We start from the raw sequence: 22,381 nt of genomic DNA, 5'->3' as shown, positions 1-22,381 counted from the left end.
AGGGGCGCGTATTGTAATGCTTTGATGCTGTTGTGACCAGCCTGAGGGCTTTTCTGCCAGCCTTCGGGTTTTCCGGTACACTTTGCTCTATTCAGACCCGTGTTGCGCAGGCTGGCGGGAATAAGAGAGGGATATAAGCAATGCAGGATAATCAGTTTGATGTCGTGATTGTCGGCGGTGGCATGGTCGGTGCTGCGCTGGCCTGTGGACTGACACAGCAACATTTTCGCGTGGCGGTCATTGAGCGCGCCGAACCCGCTCCATTTGAGGCCGACAGCGATCCCGATTTGCGAATTTCAGCGATCGGATCCTCCTCGGTGGCGTTACTGAAGCAACTTAACGTCTGGCCGCGGGTAGACGCGATGCGCAGCGCGCCCTATCGCCGGCTGGAAACCTGGGAGTGGCAAGCGGCGCAGGTAAGTTTTGATGCTGCCTCGCTGGGCTTACCTGAACTGGGTTTTATGGTTGAGAACAGCGTGCTTCAGCGGGCGTTGTGGGAGGAGATGCAGTCGCTGGGCGTGACCTGCTATTGTCCGGCCACGCTGGAAAATCTGCAGCCAGAAAATGGCGGCTGGCGCGTTGATCTTAACGACGGCGTGGCCTTACACACCCGGCTGGTGGTTGGCGCAGATGGTGCGAACTCACAGGTGCGGCAGATGGCCGGCATCGGGATTCATGGCTGGAGCTATGCGCAGTCCTGTTTACTGATCAGCGTGACCTGCGAACATCCGGCAGGAGATGCGACCTGGCAGCACTTTACGCCGCAGGGGCCGCGCGCCTTCCTGCCGCTGTATGGCAATCGCGCCTCACTGGTCTGGTACGACGCGCCTGCAAGAGTGCGTCAGCTGCAGGCGATGCCGATGGCCCGGCTGGAAAAAGAGATTGCCAGCCACTTCCCGGCGCGGCTGGGACGTTTCAAAGCCCATGCGGCAGGGGGTTTTCCGCTGGTGCGTCGCCATGCTTCACGCTATGTCCTGCCAGGACTGGCGCTGGTTGGCGATGCCGCGCATACCATTAACCCGCTGGCCGGGCAGGGCGTGAATCTTGGCTATCGCGATATTGATGCGTTGATTGAGGTGCTGGTCAGCGCACGCGGTGCGGCGGAAGACTGGGCGTCAGAGCGGATATTGCAGCGCTATCACCGGCAGCGTCGTAAAGACAATATGCTGATGCAGGGCGGAATGGATCTCTTTTACTTTGCTTTCAGCAATCAGCTGGCACCACTGCGCTTCGCGCGTAATCTCGGACTGATTGCTGCCGAGCATTCCGGTGTCCTGAAGCGACAGGTATTACGATACGCACTGGGTTTATAGACCATTGCGCATTGAGGCTCGCTGCAGGGCGGGCCGGCAATCAGGAAGCGTGGAACGTTTCAGAAGGGACAAAAACAACAAAGCCCGCAAAAGCGGGCCTGGTTGTGCAATTTGGCTGGGGTGCAGGGATTCGAACCCCGGAATGCTGGTATCAGAAACCAGTGCCTTACCGCTTGGCGACACCCCAATAATGGTGTTTTTCAAATTGTCTTTGTATGGCTGGGGTGCAGGGATTCGAACCCCGGAATGCTGGTATCAGAAACCAGTGCCTTACCGCTTGGCGACACCCCAATAATGGTGTTTTTCAAATTGTCTTTGTATGGCTGGGGTGCAGGGATTCGAACCCCGGAATGCTGGTATCAGAAACCAGTGCCTTACCGCTTGGCGACACCCCAATTATATGGTGGCTACGACGGGAATCGAACCTGTGACCCCAGCATTATGAGTGCTGTGCTCTAACCAGCTGAGCTACGTAGCCTAATTGTACTGCATTTTTCAATGATGGCTGGGATACCTGGATTCGAACCAGGGAATGCCGGTATCAAAAACCGGTGCCTTACCGCTTGGCGATATCCCATTCGTCCGTTCTCAGCATACAAGAATCATCGAAATTGGCTGGGATACCTGGATTCGAACCAGGGAATGCCGGTATCAAAAACCGGTGCCTTACCGCTTGGCGATATCCCATCCACGCTGCCGAATAATGAAATGGTGCGGGAGGCGAGACTTGAACTCGCACACCTTGCGGCGCCAGAACCTAAATCTGGTGCGTCTACCAATTTCGCCACTCCCGCAAAAAAAGATGGTGGCTACGACGGGAATCGAACCTGTGACCCCAGCATTATGAGTGCTGTGCTCTAACCAGCTGAGCTACGTAGCCATCTTTTTTTCGCGTTACCTTCATCGGCGTTGCGGGGCGCATTATGCGGAGTTGACCAGACAGCGTCAACAAGTTTTTTACCGTTTTTTGCCAGATAATTGCTGTTTGACTGGCTTATAACCAGCCTGGCGGTTTATTCGGCAATTTTTCAGTGAATACAACGCTAATCGTAAAAAAAATGGGCCGCAGCGGGCCCATTCTGACGGCTCTCTGCCTGCTTATTTGTAAGCTGACTGATGCACACCGACGGCACGTCCGGATGGATCGTCCATGTTTTTAAACGCTTCATCCCACTCAATTGCTTTGGCAGAAGAGCAGGCGACCGATGGACCACCAGGCACACATTCTGCCGCGCTCGCTAATGGGAACAGCTTTTCGAAGATCTCACGATAAAGATACGCTTCTTTAGAACCTGGCGTGTTGAACGGGAAACGGAAGTGGGCGGTTGCCAGCTGCTGATCGCTGATTTGCTTCGCCGCGACTTCTTTCAGTGAGTCGATCCAGCTGTACCCCACGCCATCCGAGAACTGCTCTTTCTGACGCCACGCCACGCTCTCTGGCAGGTAAGAGGAGAAACATTCACGCAGAATGTGCTTCTCCATTTTACCGTTGCTGCCACACATTTTGTCGGCCGGGTTAATCCGCATCGCCACATCCAGGAATTTTTTATCCAGGAAGGGTACACGTGCCTCAACGCCCCAGGCTGACATCGCTTTGTTAGCACGGGCGCAGTCGAACATATGCAGCGCCTGCAGTTTACGCACGTTTTCTTCGTGGAACTCTTTGGCGTTTGGCGCCTTATGGAAATAGAGATAGCCGCCGAAGACTTCATCTGCGCCTTCGCCAGACAGCACCATCTTAATGCCCATCGCTTTGATTTTACGCGACATTAAGTACATCGGCGTAGAGGCGCGAATAGTGGTGACGTCATAAGTTTCAATGTGATAAATCACATCGCGAATCGCATCCAGTCCTTCCTGAACGGTGAAATGAATTTCGTGGTGCACGGTGCCCAGATGTTCCGCTACGGTTTTCGCCGCTTTTAAATCGGGTGAACCTTCCAGTCCGACTGCGAAGGAGTGCAGTTGCGGCCACCAGGCATCACTTTTGTCCTGATCCTCAACCCGCTTTGCTGCAAAACGCTTGGTCACAGCTGAAATGATGGAGGAGTCCAGACCGCCTGACAGCAGCACACCGTAAGGTACATCTGACATCAGGTGGCTTTTCACGGACTCTTCCAGCGCATGCTTCAGTCCAGCGGCGTCGGTGGTGTTGTGCTCAACGTTTTTGTATTCCATCCAGTCACGCTGCCAGTAACGACGGATTTCACCATCGGTGCTGGAGAGATAGCTTCCCGGCGGGAATTCTTTGATGGAACGGCAGGCTGGCACCAGCGCTTTCATTTCTGAAGCAACAAACAGGTTGCCGTGCTCATCGTTACCCATATAGAGCGGGATGATGCCAATGTGGTCGCGACCAATCAGCCAGGTTTTTTTAACGGTGTCATAGAGGATAAAGGCGAACATGCCTTCCAGCTCGTCGAGGAAATCGACACCTTTCTCCTGATAGAGCGCCAGAATGACTTCACAGTCAGAGCCGGTCTGAAATTCGTAGCGATCGCTGAGTTCAGCGCGCAGTGCCTGATGGTTGTAAATTTCGCCGTTAACCGCCAGTACGTGGGTGTGATCGGCGTTGTACAGCGGCTGTGCGCCATTGTTAACGTCAACAATTGAGAGGCGTTCATGCGCCAAAATAGCATGATCATCGGCGAAGACGCCTGACCAGTCCGGGCCGCGATGACGCATTAAGCGTGAACATTCCAGCGCTTTTTTGCGCAGCTCAACAGGATCGGTTTTCAGATCCAGCACACCAAAAATTGAACACATAACTGACTCCTGAGCTCACCTTACGGCGATGTTATCTTTTACGTTTGTCCGGCAGCCTGTCGCTGCGTGATACATAAGAAAATGCGCTATTTAGTGCATTCAATGCAAGAGGAATCGTGATTTACTGATAAAAATATTGTTCACATGGCAATAATTTTGAATAAACGATAATTTAAACGTTGTTTTGTTGATGGGTCAGCAATGGAATGGCTTTTGTGAACAAAAAACAGGCAGTGAAACCCGCGGGAACAGGGAAAAAAAGGGGGACGCATCACAGATTAGCCGGATGCGTCATAAGAGAAATGAATCAGAACAGGTCAATATCGGCAACAGAAGGGTAGATCCAGTCCGGGCGGAACGGCATAGCATCAATATCCGTCAGCGTGGAGACGCCAGAGAGAACCAGCACCGTCTCCAGACCCGCCTGAAAACCGGCCAGAATATCGGTTCGCAGATTGTCGCCAACAATGACCGTCTCTTCAGAGTGAGCCTGCATTTTGTTCAGCGCGGCGCGCATGATGTAGGGGCTGGGTTTGCCAACAACAAACGGGCGACGACCAGAGATTTTCTCGATACCCGCACAAAGCGCGCCACAGGCAGGAATAAAACCGCGCGCATGCGTATCCGGGTTAGTGGCAATGAAGCGAGCGCCGTTAGCCACGAAAAAAGCCGCTTTATGCATCATGTCCCAGTTAAACGAGCGTGTCTCACCGACAATCACGAAGTCGGGATTCACATCAGTAATCGTAAAGCCCGCTTTGTAGAGTTCGTGAATCAGCGCGCCCTCACCAATGACATAGGCCTTTTTGCCTTCCTGACGGCGCAGGAAATCGGCTGTGGCCATTGCCGAGGTATAGAAAACGGATTCAGGAACCTCAACACCGGCCGAGGCAAAACGGTTAGCCAGATCCTGCTCGGTTTGCGAGGGATAGTTTGTCAGCACCACCAGCGGCATCTCTTTGGCCAGAATGCGCTGTAAAAATTCCTGCGCGCCGGGAACGGCCGTGTTGTCGTGCATCAGCACGCCATCGATATCACAAATTACGCTTTTAATGGTCATAGTCAGATCCGATGTGGCCCGCCACAGCAGCGGGTTAGCTTAGTCTTCCAGAAGATGTTGCAGCAGAATGCCGTTAAGCATGGCACGTTTGGCGAGCGCAAACGCGCCAATGGCAGAACGATGATCCAGGGTGGAGCGCACAACCGGCAGATTTTTGCGAAAGGCGGCTAAGGCCTGGGTATTGATGCAGCCTTCGATAGCGGGCAGCAGCACTTTTTCGGCCTCTGTGATCTCACCCGCCAGCACCACTTTTTGTGGATTAAACAGGTTGATTGCGATTGCGATAGCTTTGCCAAGATAACGGCCAACATGCTCGATCACTTCACACGCCAGCGCATCCCCCTGATTGGCCGCTTTGCAGATATGGGACATCTGGCTCGCCTCCAGCGTCAGTGTGCTGGGATGGCCCTGACTCAACAGATGTCGTACGCGATTTTCAATGGCGCCGTTGGCGGCAATGGTTTCAAGGCAGCCAAAGTTGCCGCAGTGGCAGCGTTCACCAAGGGGATCGACCTGAATATGGCCGATCTCGCCGACGTTGCCGTTGCTGCCAAGAAAGATATGGCCGTTAGCAATAATGCCGGCACCGGTGCCACGGTGTAAGCGCACCAGAATTGAGTCTGCACAGTCACGGCTTGCACCGAAGTAGTGCTCGGCCAGGGCCAGACTGCGGATGTCGTGACCGACAAAGCTCGTGACGTTGAAACGTTTTTTCAGACTGGCGACCAGCGGCCAGTGGCTGACGGAAATATGCGGCATATAGCGGATGACGCCGTTAATCGGATCGACCAGCCCTGGCAGGATAACGGAAATCGCGATCAGCTCGCGTATTTTGCGCTGGTGCTGCTCAATGAAGCTGCTGATGGCGTTAAACAGCGCATGTTCCAGCGTCTCCTGAGTGCGTTCCGGCAGGGCGTAATCTTCCTGTGCCAGTGATTTACCACTGAGGTCGAACAGGGTCAGGGTGGCATCATTGCGTCCGAGACGGACGCCGATGGTATGGAAATGGCGAGTTTCAGTAATAATCGAAATGGCGCGGCGACCACCGGTAGAGGCCTGCTGGTCTACCTCTTTGATCAGGCCGCGCTCAATCAACTGGCGGGTAATTTTGGTGACACTGGCGGGGGCAAGCTGACTGAGTTCAGCAATCTGAATGCGCGATATCGGCCCCTGTTGATCAATCAGCCGGTAAACCGCTGCGCTATTGAGTTGCTTAACAAGATCGACATTTCCTATTTGTGACTGGCCGCCAGTGGTCATTCAGTGCTTACTCGCTCAGGACGTCGTCTCCGTTGACAAACGTCTTAATGATTTTAAAGTCGCGCGTAAACACAGTCAGGTTCGCGATTTTTCCTGCTTCGATCGAGCCCAACTGCCTTTCCACGCCCATCGCCCGTGCCGGATAAAGTGATGCCATGCGCAACGCTTCATCCAGTGCGATACCCACATGCTCGACGCTGTTTTGTACCGCTTCGATCATCGTCAGGGCAGAACCACTTAATGTGCCGTTTTCGTCGACACAAAGCCCATCACGATAATAGATTGTTTTGCCTGCAAAAATAAACTCGCTGATGTCAGCACCAGCGGGGGCAGTGGCATCCGTTACCAGCACCAGTTTGTCGCCTTTAATGCGCTTTGCATTCCGTACGTTAGCGTAATGTACATGTAAACCATCCGCAATAATGCCGCAGTATACATCAGGTGAATCAAACAGCGCACCGATAAGCCCGGGTTCACGACCGGCAAATGTCGGCATGGCGTTGTAGAGGTGCGTTGCGAAACGCACGCCAGCAGAAAAACCCGCTTTCGCCTCTTCATAAGTCGCATTCGAGTGACCCGCTGAAACGATGATTCCGGCGTCTGTCAGCTGACGAATCACCTCGCTGCCGGCGTTTTCCGGTGCCAGCGTGACTTTGGTGATGACGTCTGCGTTGTCACAAAGATACTGCACCATCGCAGCATCCGGCAGGCGAATCAGCGCCGGATCGTGGGTGCCTTTTTTCGCCTTACTCAGCCAGGGCCCTTCCAGATGCAGACCCAGGGCCTGATGCTGATGTTTCTGCAGATAGGCGCGCATGGTTTCAATCGCACGCGTCATCAGGGCATCGCTGCTGGTAATCAGCGTCGGTAAAAAGCTGGTGCAGCCAGACTTCTCATTGGCGCGCTGCATCGTTTCCAGGGTTTCGATACTCAGTGCATCCAGGCTGTCATTGAACTGCACACCGCCGCAGCCGTTGAGCTGAAGATCGATAAAACCTGGCGCAATCATCGCGCCCGCCATATCCCGCTGCTCAATATTGGCCGGGAGCGATTCACGCGGGCAGACGCGCGCAATAAGCCCGTCAGCCACCACGACGGCATGATTGTCCAGAACCTCATGGCCACTGTAAATTCGACCGTTTACTAATGCGTACATCTCTTTTCTCCCGTCCTGGCCTGCTGTCACTCAGCGTAACAGCAGGGCACGACAATGTTCTGTTACACGCCTTTCATATTTTCCGCTTCCATTTCGCGGAAATATTTCACGGTTTTCACTTTCAGTTCCATGGTGGCGGGTTCATCACAGACCACCACCGATTTGGCATGCAGCTGCAGACAGCTGATTGTCCACATATGATTCACGTTGCCTTCCACTGCCGCCTGCAGTGCCTGCGCTTTAACGTGGCCGGTAACCAGAATCATCACTTCTTCTGCATCCAGCAGCGTGCCGACGCCCACGGTAAGGGCATATTTAGGCACCTGATCAACATCGCCGTTAAAGAAGCGAGAGTTTGCCACGCGGGTGTCATGCGTCAGGGTTTTAATGCGGGTACGGGAGGCCAGTGAAGAAGCCGGCTCGTTAAAGGCGATATGACCGTCGTTACCGACACCGCCCATAAACAGGTGAATTTTACCCAGCGTGCGAATTTTCTCTTCGTACTGACGACATTCTGCGTCAATATCCGGCGCATTACCATTCAGCAGGTTGATATTTTCCGGTTGAATATCAACGTGATCAAAGAAATTGCGATACATGAAACTGTGATAGCTTTCCGGATGCTCTTTCGGCAGGCCAACATATTCGTCCATATTGAAGGTGACGACATGCTTAAAACTGACCTGGCCCGCTTTGTGCATATCAATCAGGTGCTTGTACGCCTCCAGGGGTGTACCGCCGGTCGGCAGACCCAGAACAAAAGGTTTATCCGCCGTCGGATTAAATGCATTGATGCGGTTAACAATATGTCGGGCGGCCCATTTGCCTACCTGGGTTGGCGTCGCTAAAGGAATCAGTCTCATGTTTCACCTCATTAGAAAATGGAAAGGGGATCGCTAAACCGTTGCGTTACTCATCAGCCTGAGCAGATTTTCTATTCTCGCCACGGGCGGAGCGCAATTCAATATTTCGGATCATAAAATAAGTTTGCAGTCATTGCCAGATGTTGCCGTATGACACGATGTTTTTTAGTGATAAAAATCACATCTGGCAGGGTTTTAATTTGCGAAGCGAATTAATTTATTATTACACTTCGTTGCGTGAAATGAAGTGTATTAACGATCTTTGTAGCTGACACAACAACATTAAGCAGCGCAAAGCGACAAGTCAGGCTCATAGGGGGAAGGGTTATGTTAGGTTACTTACAAAAGGTGGGGCGTGCACTGATGGTGCCGGTCGCTACCCTGCCAGCAGCAGCAATACTAATGGGGGTTGGCTACTGGATTGATCCAGACAGCTGGGGTGCAGGCAATGCGCTGGCTGCCTTACTGATCAAATCAGGTTCTGCCATCATTGAGCACATGTCAGTCCTGTTTGCGATTGGTATCGCCTATGGCATGTCAAAAGATAAAGATGGTGCGGCAGCCCTGACCGGCTTTGTCGGATTCCTGGTGGTCACCACGCTTTGCTCACCGGCCGCGGTGGCCATGATTCAGAAAATTCCTTTAGCTCAGGTACCTGCAGCGTTTGGCAAAATTGAGAATCAGTTTGTCGGTATTCTGGTCGGTATCCTGTCAGCAGAAGTCTATAACCGCTTCAGCCATGTTGAGCTGCCTAAAGCGCTCTCCTTCTTCAGCGGACGGCGGCTGGTGCCGATTCTGGTCTCGTTCCTGATGATCTTCGTCGCTTTTATCCTGATGTACATCTGGCCAGTGGTGTTTAACGGCCTGGTCAGCTTTGGTGAACACATCCAGAAGCTGGGCTCTGTCGGTGCCGGCATCTATGCCTTCTTCAACCGCCTGCTGATTCCGGTCGGTCTGCATCACGCGCTGAACTCCGTGTTCTGGTTTGACGTTGCAGGTATTAATGACATTCCTAAATTCCTTGGCGGTGCGCAGTCACTGGCTGACGGAACCGCAACCGTAGGGATTACCGGTCGTTATCAGGCGGGCTTTTTCCCGATTATGATGTTTGGTCTGCCGGGTGCAGCACTGGCTATCTACCACTGTGCGCGTCCAGAGAACCGCGTCAAAGTGGGGAGTATTATGCTGGCTGCTGCGTTTGCTGCCTTCTTTACGGGTATCACCGAACCGCTGGAATTCTCCTTTATGTTCGTGGCGCCGGTGCTCTATCTGATCCACGCCGTTCTGACCGGTCTCTCTGTTTTTATTGCTGCCAGTATGCACTGGATTGCCGGATTTGGTTTCAGCGCCGGGCTGGTGGATATGGTGCTGTCGACCCGTAATCCTCTCGCGACACACTGGTACATGCTGATTCCGCAGGGGCTGGTCTTCTTCGCTATCTACTATGTCGTATTCCGCTTCACGATTAAAAAATTCAACCTGATGACGCCAGGCCGTGAGCTGGCGGTTGACGGTGATGAAAGTGATGGTTACGACGTCAACGTGGATAAAACCGACAATGGTGAAACGGCGACTGAATCACTGGCGCGCCGTTACATCGGTGCAGTGGGTGGTTCAGAGAACTTAACCAGCATCGATGCCTGTATCACCCGTCTGCGTCTTAATGTGAATGATTCCGCTCAGGTTAATGAAGGTGTGGCGAAGCGTCTTGGTGCGTCCGGCGTGATTCGTCTTAACAAACAGAGCGTGCAGATCATCGTGGGCACCCAGGCAGAAAGCATCGCCTCGGCCATGAAAAAAGTGCTGACCAAGGGTCCGGTTGCTGCAGCGACAGCCAGCAGCGCACCGACTGAGCCGGCTGTGGCACCGCAGGCGGTGCTGAACAGTGAGAAGCGTGTCATCGCAACCCTGCTGGCACCAGTCAGCGGTGAAGTCGTGGCACTGGATGATGTGCCGGATGAAGCCTTCGCCAGCAAAGCGGTGGGTGACGGTCTGGCGATCAAACCCAGCGACAAATGGGTCGTGGCACCGATAGCGGGTACGCTGGTTAAAATCTTCAACACCAATCACGCCTTCTGTCTGGAAACGGAGAATGGTGTAGAGATAGTGGTACACATGGGACTGGATACCGTGGCGCTGGAAGGTAAAGGCTTTACCCGTCTGGTTGACGAGGGGGCCACCGTGGTCGCTGGTCAGCGGGTGCTGGAGATGGACCTTGAATTCCTGAACGCGAACGCCCGCTCAATGGTGAGTCCGGTCGTGGTCAGTAACAGCGATGACTTCGCAGGGCTGACATTACTGGCTCGCGGCCAGGTGGTAGCCGGTGAAACCCCGCTATACGAAGTGAAAGGCTAATCCCCGCAACAGAACCTCACAGGCAGGAAGCGATTCCTGCCTTTTTTGTTTTAAAGGCTTAACAAACGGTTGTTTCCCTCAGACGCTTTGTGGATCATACTCCGTTACTTCGTGGTACAAATCACCCGTTATTCGTATTGAGGATTTTTGAGATGAGTGAGGCTGAAGCCCGCCCAACTAACTTTATTCGTCAGATCATTGACGAAGATTTGGCGAGCGGTAAGCACAGCAGCGTGCATACCCGTTTCCCGCCAGAGCCCAATGGCTATCTGCATATTGGTCATGCGAAATCGATCTGTCTGAATTTTGGCATCGCCCAGGATTATCAGGGGCAATGCAACCTGCGTTTCGACGATACCAATCCGGTTAAAGAGGATATGGAATTTGTTGAATCCATTAAGCGTGACGTCCAGTGGCTGGGTTTTGAGTGGAGCGGTGAGGTCTGTTACTCATCAAACTATTTTGATCAGCTCTACAATTATGCCATCGAGCTGATTTCTAAAGGTCTGGCTTACGTTGATGAACTCAGTCCGGATGAGATTCGCGAATATCGCGGCACCCTGAAAGAGCCTGGCAAAAACAGCCCTTATCGCGATCGCAGCGTGGAAGAGAACCTGGCGCTGTTTGAGAGAATGCGCAACGGTGAGTTTGCCGAAGGCAGCGCCTGTCTGCGTGCCAAAATCGACATGGCCTCTAGTTTCATCGTGATGCGTGATCCGGTGCTGTACCGCATCAAGTTCGCAGAACACCACCAGACGGGTAACAAGTGGTGCATCTATCCGATGTATGACTTTACCCACTGCATCTCCGATGCGCTGGAAGGCATCACGCACTCACTGTGTACGCTGGAGTTTCAGGACAACCGCCGTCTCTATGACTGGGTGCTGGATAACATCACCATTCCGGTTCATCCGCGCCAGTACGAGTTCTCGCGTCTGAATCTGGAGTATGCGGTGATGTCGAAACGCAAACTCACTCAGCTGGTGACCGAGAAGCACGTAGAAGGCTGGGACGATCCGCGCATGCTGACCGTTTCAGGTCTGCGTCGTCGCGGTTACACCGCAGCCTCTATCCGTGAGTTCTGCCGTCGTATTGGCGTGACCAAACAGGATAACATCGTGGAGATGGCCTCGCTGGAATCCTGTATTCGCGATGATCTTAACGAGAATGCACCACGTGCCATGGCGGTGCTCGATCCGCTAAAAGTGGTGATCGAAAACCTGCCAGCGGGTCACAGCGAAACCCTCACCATGCCCAATCATCCGGGTAAGCCGGAGATGGGCACGCGTGAAGTGCCGTTCAGCCGCGAGATCTGGATCGACCGTGCAGATTTCCGTGAAGAGGCGAACAAGCAATATAAACGTCTGGTGCTGGGCAAAGAAGTTCGCCTGCGCAACGCCTACGTGATTCGTGCTGAGCGAATTGCTAAAGATGAAGCGGGCAACATCACCTGCATCTATTGCACCAGCGATGTTGATACGCTGAGCAAAGATCCTGCTGATGGCCGTAAGGTCAAAGGCGTGATTCACTGGGTCTCTGCCGATCACGCGCAGCCTGCTGAGTTCCGTCTGTATGACCGCCTGTTCAGCGTGCCAAACCCGGGTGCGGCTGAGGACTTCCTGGCGGTGATCAACCCTGAGTCACTGGCGATTAAACAGGGCTTTGTGGAACCGAGCCTGCGCGATGTAGAACCGACCACACCGTTCCAGTTTGAACGTGAAGGTTATTTCTGCGCCGACAGCGTTTACTCTACGCCCTCGCAGTTGGTATTCAACCGTACTGTTGGTCTTCGTGATACCTGGACGAAAGCCGGCGAATAACGTGTTGAGGCTGACCTCATAAAATGACAAAAGGGCGATTTATCGCCCTTTTTTATTGTCCCTATTTCGACCATTACCGACGTTTGTTCTGAACTAACTGCAATCCATTAAATGCCATACTGTGAGAGAAATCTGAGTTTAAAAAAATTAATCAATTTCAGGATGTGAATTAGCATCTTTCAGGTAGGCTATGCGCTCTCAGAGGTTGCACAGCGGGTTACAGAAGGAAAAAATATGACCGTTCTCGCCCAGGAAGCCAAACACAGTGTCGTCGTTTTACATCAGCTCATTGAACGTATTTTTAATAAGCCCGCCGGATCAGACGACAGTTTTGAGCTGCTGATGTCCTATTTTCATCCTGAATTCCGCATGGTGACCCCTAAAGGCAAAGAGTACAATCTGAACGAGGTCGAGGATCTTTTCCGGCAGTTGCAGGGGCAGCGGGAAGGGATGCGCATTGCCACCTGCGAACATGTGATCCTCTCTCATCATGATAAAGAGATCACCGTGCAGTATCGCGAAATGCAGATGATGAATGGCAATAACAATAGCCGCATCTCGCTGGCCATTCTCGATTGCAGTAGCTCTATTCCGCGCTGGCGTTATCTGCAGGAGACGCTGGTCGCCTGACTGACAGCAGACATCAGACGAAAAAAAACCGGTGAATTCACCGGTTTTTTTATTTCAGCTCGCGTTACTGGTCGTGCAGGGTTTCATTTTCCCGGCAATCGCCCAGTGTGCAGTGTCCGTAAAGATAGAGGCTGTGGTTAGTGAGCTTGATGCCGTGGCGGGTTGCGATTTCACGCTGACGCGTTTCGATAGACTCGTCGCTGAACTCAATAACCTTGCCGCAATCCAGGCAAATCAGGTGATCGTGATGATGCTGCTGCGTCAGTTCGAAGACCGATTTGCCGCCTTCGAAATTGTGGCGCGTCACAATACCCGCGTCATCGAACTGGTTAAGCACACGGTAAACGGTAGCCAGTCCAATCTCTTCGCCGATATCAATCAGGCGTTTATACAAATCTTCCGCACTGACGTGATGGCACTCAGGTTCCTGAAGCACTTCCAGAATTTTCAGTCTGGGCAGTGTCACTTTCAGGCCAGCCTTCTTTAATGCGGTGTTGTTGTCAGTCATGCGGATTTTGTCCTGTTACTAATATTCACTTTTGTGGCTTGTCGCCTTGAATGTCGATCTACACTCATTCTCATTTGCGTCTCATTATAGAACTGAAGCGATGAAATGAAAACCAGAGGGCGTGCCTGAATCATCATGGGCTGCTGGGGAGGCGTCACCGGGCCGGGGAGAATTCTGGCAGATGTCTGTTTGTACATCGCTTAGTCTTGCCGCGTGAGAAAATAAGCGGAAGATCGATGCGGGTATTCTACAGATTAAACGGAGAAAGTTAAAAAAATGTGGCTATTATTTCTATAGGAATTTCCATTACCTCAATGTGAGCTGGCGCTCACATTGAGTCAGACACCATCACGCTTCGATGATCTCTTTCAGTTGCAGTTCATCAAAAATCTGCTTAACCCACTGATCAACACGCTGGTTAGTCAGTTCAGGCTGACGATCTTCGTCGATAGCCAGACCCAGGAAGTGGGTATCATCCGCCAGACCTTTTGAGGCTTCGAAATGGTAGCCCTCAGTTGGCCAGTGTCCGACAATCACGGCACCGTGTGGCTCAATAATGTCGCGGATAGTGCCCATCGCATCACAGAAGTACTCTGCGTAATCTTCCTGATCGCCGCAGCCAAACAACGCCACCAGCTTGCCATTAAAGTCGATCTCTTCCAGCGTCGGGAAGAAGTCATCCCAGTCGCACTGTGCTTCACCGTAGTACCAGGTTGGAATACCCAGCAGCAGGATATCAAATGCTTCCAGATCTTCTTTTGTGCTTTTCGCGATGTCATGCACTTCTGCAACGTCTGAACCCAGCTGTTTCTGGATCATTTTTGCAATGTTTTCGGTATTACCGGTATCGCTGCCAAAGAAGATGCCTACGAGTGCCATGAGTAAAATAACCTCTTAAATCCTGATGATGAGATGTGTGCCGCAGCACATTTCAGCGAATAATAGCAGACGAGAGAAAACCGGTGAACGGTTAAAGCCCCGACATTTGCTCCTGCGTGCGATTTGCCCGCATCAATCCAGTTTGAGCTGCGCCAGCAGCATCTGTTCAATCAGTTCGCTGCGGCTGAGATTACGCTGTTCTGCCAGCGTATTAAGTGCATCGACGGCTTCACTGTTCATTTTCAGTTCGACACGACGAAGTCCGCGTCCTTTGTCACGTTTAAGCTGGTTGCGCTTGTTGATGCGCAGCTGTTCATCACGCGAAAGCGGACTGGTTTTGGGTCGACCGGGGCGGCGCTCATCAGCAAAGAGATCGAGCGTCGTGCGGTCAGTCTGTTCTTTTGCCATGGCTTAGTAAAACTGAATGGGGGCGGGCGCCAGACACTCACCGCGCAGATTATAAATTATTGGCCATTGCCGCAGCAAAACTGACCAGCGGCAAAATTTTAGCGCGCCATCATACTTCACGCGTACTCCCGACGCCAATCCTAAACTTTTACCGCCATCTATTTGCTTTTAAAGCGCAAAAAAACGACGAATGCTGCGCAAAACGGCATCAGGTTTCTCTGCATGAACCCAGTGCCCGGCGCCGCCAATGACATGTGCCTGAGCCGCCGGAAACTGTTGAAGTAACACGTCGCGGTAGCGGTTATCCAGATAGCTTGAGTCGCCGCCACGAATAAACAACGCGGGATGATCCCAGGCAGGAACCGGCTGCCAGCCAGAAATCGTGGTGTAGTTATCCCACAGTACCGGCACATTGAAGCGCCACTCACCCTCCTGAAATGACTTCAGCAGAAACTGGATAACCCCTTCTTCATCAATCAGCGTGCGCATAATGCGGGCTGCCTCGCTGCGGGATGAAACGCCCGCATCAGTGACGGCACGAATACCGGCAAAAATTTCATCGTGGCGGCGGGTCTGGTAGTCCACCGGTGCGATATCGATCATCACCAGTCGCTCAATGCGATCCGGCACCAGCGCGCTCATAGTCATCGCGATTTTACCGCCCATCGAGTGACCGATAACCGCGACGCGTTCGATGCCCTGTGCATCCAGCGTGTCGACCATATCCTGCGCCATTACAGCGTAGTTCATCTCGTCGGATCGTGGCGAAAGACCGTGGTTACGGACATCAACCTGCAGCAGGGGACCGGCATCTTTCAGCCCGCGCGCCAGCACACCAAGGTTATCCAGGCTGCCAAACAGACCATGGATAAGGAGGATGGGCAGGGAATCAGGAGGGGATTGTTCAGTTTGCAGACGGGCGTTCAAAATCATAGCAAAGTTCTTAAGTTTGAGACCTGAGCTTAGGTTATCATGGTTTCACCTTTTCAGGTGCGCCGGTTCCGGTGGCATTAGGACATATTCTGACTTTTGCCCGTAAACCGTTTGATTGCTAACAACCCGCCTGAATTTAACTTTATAATCCTGATGTTAGAACCCACACACCTTTTGAATTGCCTGACTATACTCAGTGCTTTTCAGGAAACAGGTGGTTCTGTCATGAGAAAGAACCGTACGGAATAAGATGAAAACGATTGAAGTTGACGAAGAGCTCTACCGTTATATTGCCAGCCATACGCAACACATTGGTGAAAGCGCATCCGACATTCTGCGTCGTATGCTGAAATTCACGGCCGGTCAGACTGCACCTGCTTCGCCTGCTCAGCCAGCGTCAAAAGAGGCAGCGAAAGAGTCCCAGGCCTCTGTGGGTTCCCGCCCGCAGGATCGTGTTCGCGCGGTGCGTGAGCTGCTGCTTTCCGATGAATATGCGGAGCAGAAGCGGGCGGTGAATCGCTTTATGCTTATTTTGTCAACGCTCTATCGTCTTGATACCGCAGCCTTTGCTGAGGCTACTGCATCGCTGCAGGGGCGTACCCGCGTCTATTTTGCAGGCGATGAGCATACGCTGTTGCAGAATGGCACCCATACTAAGCCGAAGCATGTGCCCGGCACGCCGTACTGGGTGATCACCAACACCAATACTGGTCGTAAATGCAGCATGGTTGAACACATCATGCTCTCGATGCAGTTCCCTGCGGAACTGACCGAGAAAGTTTGCGGCACCATTTAAAAACTTAAGCGTCAGGGAGCAGCGCCAATGGCCAATCACCCACGTGCCGGGCAACCCGCCCAGCAGAGCGATTTGATTAACGTTGCACAATTAACGTCACAATATTATGTCCTGCAGCCCGATGTGGCGAACCCGGAACATGCGGTGAAATTTGGCACCTCTGGCCATCGCGGCAGTGCAGGGCGCCAGAGCTTCAACGAGATGCACATTCTGGCCATCGCTCAGGCAATTGCCGAAGAGCGTAAAAAGAACGGCATCACCGGACCTTGCTACGTCGGTAAAGATACTCATGCGCTGTCAGAACCGGCGATTCTGTCTGTTCTGGAAGTCCTGGCGGCGAACGGCGTTGATGTTATTGTTCAGCAGGATAATGGCTATACGCCAACCCCTGCGATTTCCAACGCCATTCTTGAGCACAATAAAGCGGGTGGCCCGCTGGCAGATGGTATCGTCATCACACCTTCGCACAACCCACCGGAAGATGGCGGCATTAAGTACAATCCACCTAACGGTGGACCGGCGGATACCAACGTCACTAAAGTGGTGGAAGATCGCGCTAATCAGCTGATCAAAGATGGGCTGAAAGAGGTGAAACGTCTGCCACTTGAACAGGCTATGGCGAGCGGTCACGTGGTCGAGAAAGATCTGATTCAGCCTTACGTTGAAGGTCTGGCAGAGATTATCGATTTCCCGGCAATTCAGAAAGCTGGCCTGAAGCTGGGTGTTGATCCACTGGGCGGTTCAGGTATTGCTTACTGGCAGCGTATTGCTGAGCATTACAAGCTGGATCTGACGCTGGTAAACGATGCAGTCGATCAGACCTTCCGCTTTATGCATCTGGATAAAGATGGCGTTGTGCGCATGGACTGTTCGTCCGAAAGCGCAATGGCAGGCCTGCTGGCTTACCGCGACAAGTTCGATCTGGCGTTCGGCAACGATCCCGATTATGACCGTCACGGCATCGTGACCCCGGCGGGTCTGATGAATCCAAACCACTATCTGGCGGTTGCGATCAACTATCTGTTCCAGCATCGTCCACAGTGGGGCCAGGATGTTGCCGTGGGTAAAACCCTGGTGTCCAGCGCCATGATTGACCGTGTGGTCAACGACATTGGTCGCAAGCTGGTGGAAGTGCCGGTTGGTTTCAAATGGTTTGTTGATGGTCTGTATGACGGCAGCTTCGGTTTCGGCGGTGAAGAGAGCGCGGGCGCTTCATTCCTGCGTTTCGACGGCACGCCGTGGTCAACGGACAAAGATGGCATCATCATGTGTCTGCTGGCGGCTGAAATTACAGCGGTGACCGGTAAAAATCCGCAGCAGCATTATGATGAACTGGCTGCGCGTTTTGGCGCACCAAGCTACAACCGTCTGCAGGCATCCGCCACTTCAGCGCAGAAAGCTGCACTGTCGAAGCTGTCACCAGAGATGGTGAGCGCGGATACGCTGGCGGGTGATCCTATCACCGCGCGTCTGACGGCGGCACCAGGTAACGGTGCCTCAATCGGCGGTCTGAAAGTGATGACGGAGAATGGCTGGTTTGCTGCCCGTCCTTCAGGCACCGAAGATGCCTACAAAATCTACTGTGAAAGCTTCCTGGGCGCAGAACATCGCGAGCAGATTGAGAAAGAAGCCGTAGAGATTGTCAGCGAAGTGCTGAAAAACGCCTGATAAGTCAGGATGATAAAAAGGCGCCTCTGGCGCCTTTTAGATTGCTGACAAATTCTACCCCGGTTAGTTGCGGGATCGTGCCAGCACAGGAAACAGGGTCAGATCGGAAAGACGCAAAAGCCGTCATCCATGACACGCTCGGCCCACGCCATCCATGGCGTGGGACGCTTTCCTCCTCTGACCCTGTTCCCTGTGCCTCGGGTTTATCCGTTGCGGTCAGATTCAGTATGATTTGAGTTTGTTTGCAGTCATGAAAGGCGCCTCTGGCGCCTTTTTTTATGGCATAAAACGGTAGCCGATCCCGGTTTCGGTCAGCAGATGGGCAGGTTGTGTCGGATTCGCTTCCAGCTTCTGGCGCAGATGGCCCATATAGATGCGCAAATAGTGGCTGTGCTCCACGGCATTGGGTCCCCACACCTGGCTCAGCAGCTGTCGCTGTGTCAGCACCTTTCCGGCGTTATTCAGCAGAATACTCAACAGACGAAATTCTATTGGAGTGAGGTGAATCTCATTGCCGCCGCGCTGCACCCGCCGTGCGGCGAAATCGACACTGACGTCGGCAAAGTGAACTCTGGCATCAGGTTGCTGGCCACTATGACGACGCAGCGCAACCCGGACGCGCGCCAGCAGTTCGCCAATACCAAAAGGTTTGGTCAGATAGTCATCCGCGCCTGCATCCAGTGCGGCGATTTTATCCTGCTCATCGCTGCGCGCTGACAATACAATTACCGGGATGGCGCTCCACTGGCGCAGGTCACGGATAAAATCGGTGCCATCCCCATCTGGCAGGCCAAGATCGAGGATCACTAAATCGGGCTTACGGGTTGCCGCTTCAATCAGTCCGCGCTGCAGCGTATCGGCATCAAACACCTTAAGATCTTCATTTTCCAGCGCCAGCCGGACAAAGCGACGGATCTCTTTTTCATCTTCAACGATCAAAACCGTGGTCACGCAATACCTGCCTTGGATAGGGGCCGAACTACCATTTTATCAATATTACAGGCTGCCGTCCGTGAGCTTCACCTTCCGGGCGTTTAAACCCTCATGTAACCAGACGATAACTTATCTGTAACTTAATTACAGGCTGATTCTTAAACCGTGTAAATAGCGGCAAATAAGTGGTCAGACGAGTAGTAAAATTACACAACCTGGCGTAAAGTCAGACACAGATCACATTCAAACACTTTTGCTTACCGGGAGGAGAACCATGTATCAGGCTTATCCACGTTACAAAATTATCGCGCGTCGTACGCTGGTGGTTTTTCTCGGCGTGCTGGCGCTTCCTGTCATGCTGTTTCGACAGGACCGGGCACGTTTCTACAGTTACCTGCACCGTGTCTGGTGCAAGACCAGCGCAAAGCCGGTCTGGCTGGCGCAGTCTGAAGCCGGTGGTGGCGCGTTCTGGTAAGTCGTACTGCCACAAAACAGGCCTGGTCAATTGACCGGGCTTTTTTTTGCGTTTTTTCTGAGTATAAGCAGATCTGAACCGCGTTTTCCTCCTTTATTCCTGACCATTTTGCGCTACACTTAAACCTCTACAAGATTTCTGAGGTTGTACAAGTATGAGCAAAAAAATCCCCGTTGGAATCAGTGCATGCCTGCTCGGCGACCGCGTCAGATTTGATGGTGGGCACAAGCGTCTTACTTTTGCGACCGACGATCTTACCCCGTTTGTGCGTTTTGAACCGATCTGTCCGGAAATGGCGATCGGTTTGCCAACGCCGCGCCCGGCATTACGCCTGGTAAAGCAGGGCGACGATGAGCTGCATCTCTGCTTCAGCAAAGATGGTGGAGAAGAGGTCACCACGCAGATGCGTGACTGGTCTGCCGAGCGGGTAAAATCGCTGCATCATCTCTGCGGCTATATTCTGTGCGCCAAGTCCCCCAGCTGCGGCATGGAGCGTGTGCGGGTCTATGAGCCTGACAACAATAACAACCGCAAAGTGGGCACTGGTATTTTTGCTGAATTCCTGCAGCGCGAAATGCCCTGGCTGCCGCTGGAGGAAGATGGTCGTCTGCACGATCCCGCTCTGCGTGAGAACTTTATTGGTCGTATCTGCGCGCTGCACGAGTTCAATCAGATGTGGGAAAATGGCCTGACCCGTCAGGCTTTAATCGCCTTTCACAGCCGCTACAAACTGATGATGCTGGCACATTCGCAGGAGAAGTATCGCGAACTGGGACCGTTTGTCGCCTCAATGAGCCAGTGGGAGTCGCTCGACGCCTTTGCCTTCGAGTACCGCAATCGTATGATGGAACTGATGTCACGCCCCGCCTCACGTCGCAATCACACCAATGTACTGATGCATGTGCAGGGCTACTTCCGCACCCATCTGAGCTCACCGCAGCGCCAGGAGCTGGCAACCCTGATTGACCGCTATCGTCAGGGCACACAACCCTTGCTGGTGCCGATCACCATTCTTAAGCACTACATGGCCGAATACCCGCATCCGTGGCTGGCCCAGCAACGCTATTTTGATCCCTATCCCGAAGCCTTGTGCTTACGCTACGGACAATAATTCAGGAGGAGTATGACCACCCATCTGGTCTGGTTGCGTAACGATTTACGCATCAACGACAACCTGGCGCTGCACGCCGCCTGCCGCGACAGCGATGCAAAAGTGATTGCGCTCTACCTCTCCACGCCAGAACAGTGGCAGCAGCATGACATGTCCCCAAAACAGGCGGCGTTTATTCACGCCAGTCTGCTGGAAGTCCAGAGCGCCCTGGCTGAGCGGGGCATTCCCCTTCACTATCAGGCCTGTCATGCCTTCAGCGACAGTATTGATGCGCTGGCGGAATTCTGCGAAAAGCAAAAGGTCGATCAGCTTTTCTACAACTATCAGTATGAGGTCAACGAGCGCCAGCGCGATGCCCGGGCTGAAAAGCGTCTTGATGATGCGGGCGTCATTTGTCAGGGTTTTGATGACAGCCTGTTGCTGCCGCCCGGCAGCGTGCAGAGCGGCGACCGCTCGATGTATAAGGTTTTTACGCCGTTTAGCAAAGCGTTTGTCCGCCGTTTGCAACAGAGTCTGCCGGAGTGCGTGCCAGCGCCGAAACCGCGTGAAGGTTCGCCGCTGAAAGTCACCCCGATTCCTGCTTTTGATTATCCGACCAAGGCTTTTGATGAAGATCTGTTCCCGGCAGGCGAAGCAGCTGCGCTGAAGCGTTTACGTCATTTCGCCACTAAACCGGTTATCGATTACCCTGCGAAGCGTGACCTGCCGGCGCTGGATGCCACCAGCCGTCTGTCGGTTTATCTGGCGACCGGCGTGCTGTCACCCCGCCAATGCCTGCATCGTGTGTTGCATGAGCATCCCGATGCACTGGACAACAGCCGCGCATTTACCTGGCTGAACGAGCTGATCTGGCGTGAGTTCTACCGCCATCTGCTGGTTGCCTACCCGGCGCTTTGTCGGCATCAGCCGTTTATCGACTGGACGCGTAACGTTGAATGGCAGCGTAACGACGCACACTTTGACGCCTGGAAAGCGGGTAGAACGGGTTACCCGATTGTCGATGCGGCGATGCGTCAGATGAAGGCGCTGGGGTGGATGCACAACCGCTTAAGAATGATCACAGCCAGTTTCCTGGTCAAAGATCTGCTGATCGACTGGCGTGAAGGCGAACGCTATTTTATGCAGCAACTGATCGATGGCGATCTGGCCGCGAACAACGGCGGCTGGCAGTGGGCAGCATCGACGGGCACTGACGCGGCTCCCTATTTTCGCATCTTTAATCCGACGACACAGGGCGAGCGCTTCGACGAGAAGGGGGATTTTATCCGCCACTATCTGCCGGAACTGGCCGACGTCCCTGACAGCGATATTCACCAGCCCCACGTCTGGGCGGAGAAGCATCACAAGAAACTCGATTATCCGGCACCAATCGTGGATCATAAGGCCGCCCGTAAAAAGACATTAGATGCCTTTGAGCGCGCCAAAAGCGCCGCCTGAGGCCTCGAAG

Annotated in this window: 19 protein-coding genes and 8 tRNA genes; 9 read left to right on the top strand and 18 right to left on the bottom strand. The window is 53.2% G+C overall.

The window, feature by feature from the left end; all coding sequences use genetic code 11:
• Nucleotides 1-140: 140 nt before the first annotated feature.
• Entirely contained in the window at nucleotides 141-1,313 is a 1,173-nt protein-coding gene (gene ubiF / locus H7K52_RS10440) for a 3-demethoxyubiquinol 3-hydroxylase (RefSeq protein WP_182630017.1), read from the top strand.
• A 112-nt stretch (nucleotides 1,314-1,425) separates the two neighbouring features.
• On the opposite strand, the gene H7K52_RS10435 is transcribed toward ubiF, so the two are convergent.
• The 13 genes from H7K52_RS10435 to nagB form a co-directional block, all read right to left on the bottom strand.
• Nucleotides 1,426-1,500: transfer RNA gene (locus H7K52_RS10435), tRNA-Gln, on the bottom strand.
• A 29-nt stretch (nucleotides 1,501-1,529) separates the two neighbouring features.
• A tRNA-Gln gene (locus tag H7K52_RS10430) sits at nucleotides 1,530-1,604 on the bottom strand.
• 29 nt (nucleotides 1,605-1,633) lie between these two features.
• Nucleotides 1,634-1,708: transfer RNA gene (locus tag H7K52_RS10425), tRNA-Gln, on the bottom strand.
• Between the two features lie 6 nt (nucleotides 1,709-1,714).
• Nucleotides 1,715-1,791, bottom strand: a tRNA-Met gene (locus H7K52_RS10420).
• 24 nt (nucleotides 1,792-1,815) lie between these two features.
• Nucleotides 1,816-1,890, bottom strand: a tRNA-Gln gene (locus H7K52_RS10415).
• A gap of 35 nt (nucleotides 1,891-1,925) precedes the next feature.
• Nucleotides 1,926-2,000, bottom strand: a tRNA-Gln gene (locus H7K52_RS10410).
• Nucleotides 2,001-2,022: 22 nt separating this feature from the next.
• Nucleotides 2,023-2,107, bottom strand: a tRNA-Leu gene (locus H7K52_RS10405).
• Nucleotides 2,108-2,116: 9 nt separating this feature from the next.
• A tRNA-Met gene (locus H7K52_RS10400) sits at nucleotides 2,117-2,193 on the bottom strand.
• A 218-nt stretch (nucleotides 2,194-2,411) separates the two neighbouring features.
• Complete coding sequence (asnB, locus tag H7K52_RS10395) at nucleotides 2,412-4,079, bottom strand: asparagine synthase B (protein ID WP_182630016.1); 1,668 nt, start codon at nucleotides 4,077-4,079, stop codon at nucleotides 2,412-2,414.
• 307 nt (nucleotides 4,080-4,386) lie between these two features.
• Nucleotides 4,387-5,139, bottom strand: coding sequence for an HAD-IIA family hydrolase (locus H7K52_RS10390; RefSeq protein WP_003852790.1), 753 nt, complete (start codon nucleotides 5,137-5,139; stop codon nucleotides 4,387-4,389).
• Between the two features lie 39 nt (nucleotides 5,140-5,178).
• Entirely contained in the window at nucleotides 5,179-6,399 is a 1,221-nt protein-coding gene (gene nagC / locus H7K52_RS10385) for a DNA-binding transcriptional regulator NagC (protein WP_003852792.1), read from the bottom strand.
• A 7-nt stretch (nucleotides 6,400-6,406) separates the two neighbouring features.
• A complete protein-coding gene (gene nagA / locus H7K52_RS10380; protein WP_182630015.1) occupies nucleotides 6,407-7,555 on the bottom strand; it encodes an N-acetylglucosamine-6-phosphate deacetylase in 1,149 nt (382 codons plus the stop codon).
• 62 nt (nucleotides 7,556-7,617) lie between these two features.
• Nucleotides 7,618-8,418 carry a glucosamine-6-phosphate deaminase gene (gene nagB, locus H7K52_RS10375; RefSeq protein ID WP_003852796.1) on the bottom strand — a complete coding sequence of 267 codons (801 nt, stop codon included), beginning with the start codon at nucleotides 8,416-8,418 and terminating at the stop codon, nucleotides 7,618-7,620.
• 327 nt (nucleotides 8,419-8,745) lie between these two features.
• On the opposite strand from nagB, the gene nagE reads away from it, so the two are divergent.
• The 3 genes from nagE to H7K52_RS10360 all read left to right on the top strand — a co-directional run bounded on the left by nagE (nucleotide 8,746) and on the right by H7K52_RS10360 (nucleotide 13,223).
• Nucleotides 8,746-10,773, top strand: a complete 2,028-nt coding sequence (gene nagE, locus H7K52_RS10370) for an N-acetylglucosamine-specific PTS transporter subunit IIBC (protein WP_182630014.1) — start codon at nucleotides 8,746-8,748, stop codon at nucleotides 10,771-10,773.
• Nucleotides 10,774-10,925: 152 nt separating this feature from the next.
• Nucleotides 10,926-12,593, top strand: coding sequence for a glutamine--tRNA ligase (glnS, locus tag H7K52_RS10365; protein WP_182630013.1), 1,668 nt, complete (start codon nucleotides 10,926-10,928; stop codon nucleotides 12,591-12,593).
• A 234-nt stretch (nucleotides 12,594-12,827) separates the two neighbouring features.
• The gene (locus H7K52_RS10360; RefSeq protein WP_003852803.1) at nucleotides 12,828-13,223 is read left to right on the top strand and encodes a hypothetical protein; all 396 of its coding nucleotides are present in this window, start codon (nucleotides 12,828-12,830) and stop codon (nucleotides 13,221-13,223) included.
• A gap of 64 nt (nucleotides 13,224-13,287) precedes the next feature.
• On the opposite strand, the gene fur is transcribed toward H7K52_RS10360, so the two are convergent.
• The 4 genes from fur to ybfF all read right to left on the bottom strand — a co-directional run bounded on the left by fur (nucleotide 13,288) and on the right by ybfF (nucleotide 15,951).
• On the bottom strand, nucleotides 13,288-13,731 hold the full coding sequence (fur, locus tag H7K52_RS10355; RefSeq protein ID WP_003852805.1) for a ferric iron uptake transcriptional regulator: 444 nt from the start codon (nucleotides 13,729-13,731) through the stop codon (nucleotides 13,288-13,290).
• Nucleotides 13,732-14,079: 348 nt separating this feature from the next.
• Nucleotides 14,080-14,610, bottom strand: coding sequence for a flavodoxin FldA (gene fldA / locus H7K52_RS10350; RefSeq protein WP_003852808.1), 531 nt, complete (start codon nucleotides 14,608-14,610; stop codon nucleotides 14,080-14,082).
• A 132-nt stretch (nucleotides 14,611-14,742) separates the two neighbouring features.
• Entirely contained in the window at nucleotides 14,743-15,018 is a 276-nt protein-coding gene (gene ybfE / locus H7K52_RS10345; RefSeq protein WP_003852811.1) for a LexA regulated protein, read from the bottom strand.
• 168 nt (nucleotides 15,019-15,186) lie between these two features.
• Nucleotides 15,187-15,951, bottom strand: a complete 765-nt coding sequence (gene ybfF / locus H7K52_RS10340; protein ID WP_003852814.1) for an esterase — start codon at nucleotides 15,949-15,951, stop codon at nucleotides 15,187-15,189.
• Between the two features lie 250 nt (nucleotides 15,952-16,201).
• Here ybfF and seqA point away from each other — a divergent pair, with 250 nt between their 5' ends.
• Nucleotides 16,202-16,747, top strand: coding sequence for a replication initiation negative regulator SeqA (seqA, locus tag H7K52_RS10335; protein WP_008925010.1), 546 nt, complete (start codon nucleotides 16,202-16,204; stop codon nucleotides 16,745-16,747).
• Nucleotides 16,748-16,774: 27 nt separating this feature from the next.
• Entirely contained in the window at nucleotides 16,775-18,415 is a 1,641-nt protein-coding gene (pgm, locus tag H7K52_RS10330; RefSeq protein ID WP_008925011.1) for a phosphoglucomutase (alpha-D-glucose-1,6-bisphosphate-dependent), read from the top strand.
• Nucleotides 18,416-18,691: 276 nt separating this feature from the next.
• Here the strand turns inward: pgm and kdpE are convergent, their stop codons facing one another.
• Nucleotides 18,692-19,366 (bottom strand): two-component system response regulator KdpE, encoded by a 675-nt coding sequence (gene kdpE / locus H7K52_RS10325; RefSeq protein WP_003853190.1) that lies wholly within the window; start codon nucleotides 19,364-19,366, stop codon nucleotides 18,692-18,694.
• 256 nt (nucleotides 19,367-19,622) lie between these two features.
• On the opposite strand from kdpE, the gene H7K52_RS10320 reads away from it, so the two are divergent.
• From H7K52_RS10320 to phrB, 3 genes are all read left to right on the top strand, one after another.
• Nucleotides 19,623-19,823: a YbfA family protein gene (locus H7K52_RS10320; RefSeq protein ID WP_003853189.1), complete on the top strand. Its 201-nt coding sequence runs from the start codon at nucleotides 19,623-19,625 to the stop codon at nucleotides 19,821-19,823.
• 154 nt (nucleotides 19,824-19,977) lie between these two features.
• Entirely contained in the window at nucleotides 19,978-20,934 is a 957-nt protein-coding gene (locus H7K52_RS10315) for a YbgA family protein (protein WP_008925012.1), read from the top strand.
• A gap of 12 nt (nucleotides 20,935-20,946) precedes the next feature.
• Entirely contained in the window at nucleotides 20,947-22,371 is a 1,425-nt protein-coding gene (gene phrB, locus H7K52_RS10310; RefSeq protein WP_008925013.1) for a deoxyribodipyrimidine photo-lyase, read from the top strand.
• Nucleotides 22,372-22,381: the final 10 nt, after the last annotated feature.

It is taken from the genome of Pantoea hericii (assembly GCF_014155795.1).
In the GTDB taxonomy this organism is placed as follows: Bacteria; Pseudomonadota; Gammaproteobacteria; order Enterobacterales; family Enterobacteriaceae; genus Pantoea; species Pantoea eucalypti.
The sequence above is the reverse complement of the archived record's forward strand: the minus strand, read 5'-3'. Positions and strand labels throughout refer to the sequence as shown.

Bases quoted from the DNA above. Each gene is read 5' to 3' on its own strand.
- H7K52_RS10320 (WP_003853189.1), top strand. From the start codon at position 19,623: ATGTATCAGGCTTATCCACGTTACAAAATTATCGCGCGTCGTACGCTG.
- nagA (WP_182630015.1), bottom strand. From the start codon at position 7,555: ATGTACGCATTAGTAAACGGTCGAATTTACAGTGGCCATGAGGTTCTG.
- seqA (WP_008925010.1), top strand. From the start codon at position 16,202: ATGAAAACGATTGAAGTTGACGAAGAGCTCTACCGTTATATTGCCAGC.
- ybfF (WP_003852814.1), bottom strand. From the start codon at position 15,951: ATGATTTTGAACGCCCGTCTGCAAACTGAACAATCCCCTCCTGATTCC.
- nagC (WP_003852792.1), bottom strand. From the start codon at position 6,399: ATGACCACTGGCGGCCAGTCACAAATAGGAAATGTCGATCTTGTTAAG.
- H7K52_RS10360 (WP_003852803.1), top strand. From the start codon at position 12,828: ATGACCGTTCTCGCCCAGGAAGCCAAACACAGTGTCGTCGTTTTACAT.
- nagE (WP_182630014.1), top strand. From the start codon at position 8,746: ATGTTAGGTTACTTACAAAAGGTGGGGCGTGCACTGATGGTGCCGGTC.
- H7K52_RS10390 (WP_003852790.1), bottom strand. From the start codon at position 5,139: ATGACCATTAAAAGCGTAATTTGTGATATCGATGGCGTGCTGATGCAC.
- nagB (WP_003852796.1), bottom strand. From the start codon at position 8,418: ATGAGACTGATTCCTTTAGCGACGCCAACCCAGGTAGGCAAATGGGCC.
- asnB (WP_182630016.1), bottom strand. From the start codon at position 4,079: ATGTGTTCAATTTTTGGTGTGCTGGATCTGAAAACCGATCCTGTTGAG.
- glnS (WP_182630013.1), top strand. From the start codon at position 10,926: ATGAGTGAGGCTGAAGCCCGCCCAACTAACTTTATTCGTCAGATCATT.
- ybfE (WP_003852811.1), bottom strand. From the start codon at position 15,018: ATGGCAAAAGAACAGACTGACCGCACGACGCTCGATCTCTTTGCTGAT.
- ubiF (WP_182630017.1), top strand. From the start codon at position 141: ATGCAGGATAATCAGTTTGATGTCGTGATTGTCGGCGGTGGCATGGTC.
- fldA (WP_003852808.1), bottom strand. From the start codon at position 14,610: ATGGCACTCGTAGGCATCTTCTTTGGCAGCGATACCGGTAATACCGAA.
- fur (WP_003852805.1), bottom strand. From the start codon at position 13,731: ATGACTGACAACAACACCGCATTAAAGAAGGCTGGCCTGAAAGTGACA.
- pgm (WP_008925011.1), top strand. From the start codon at position 16,775: ATGGCCAATCACCCACGTGCCGGGCAACCCGCCCAGCAGAGCGATTTG.
- phrB (WP_008925013.1), top strand. From the start codon at position 20,947: ATGACCACCCATCTGGTCTGGTTGCGTAACGATTTACGCATCAACGAC.
- H7K52_RS10315 (WP_008925012.1), top strand. From the start codon at position 19,978: ATGAGCAAAAAAATCCCCGTTGGAATCAGTGCATGCCTGCTCGGCGAC.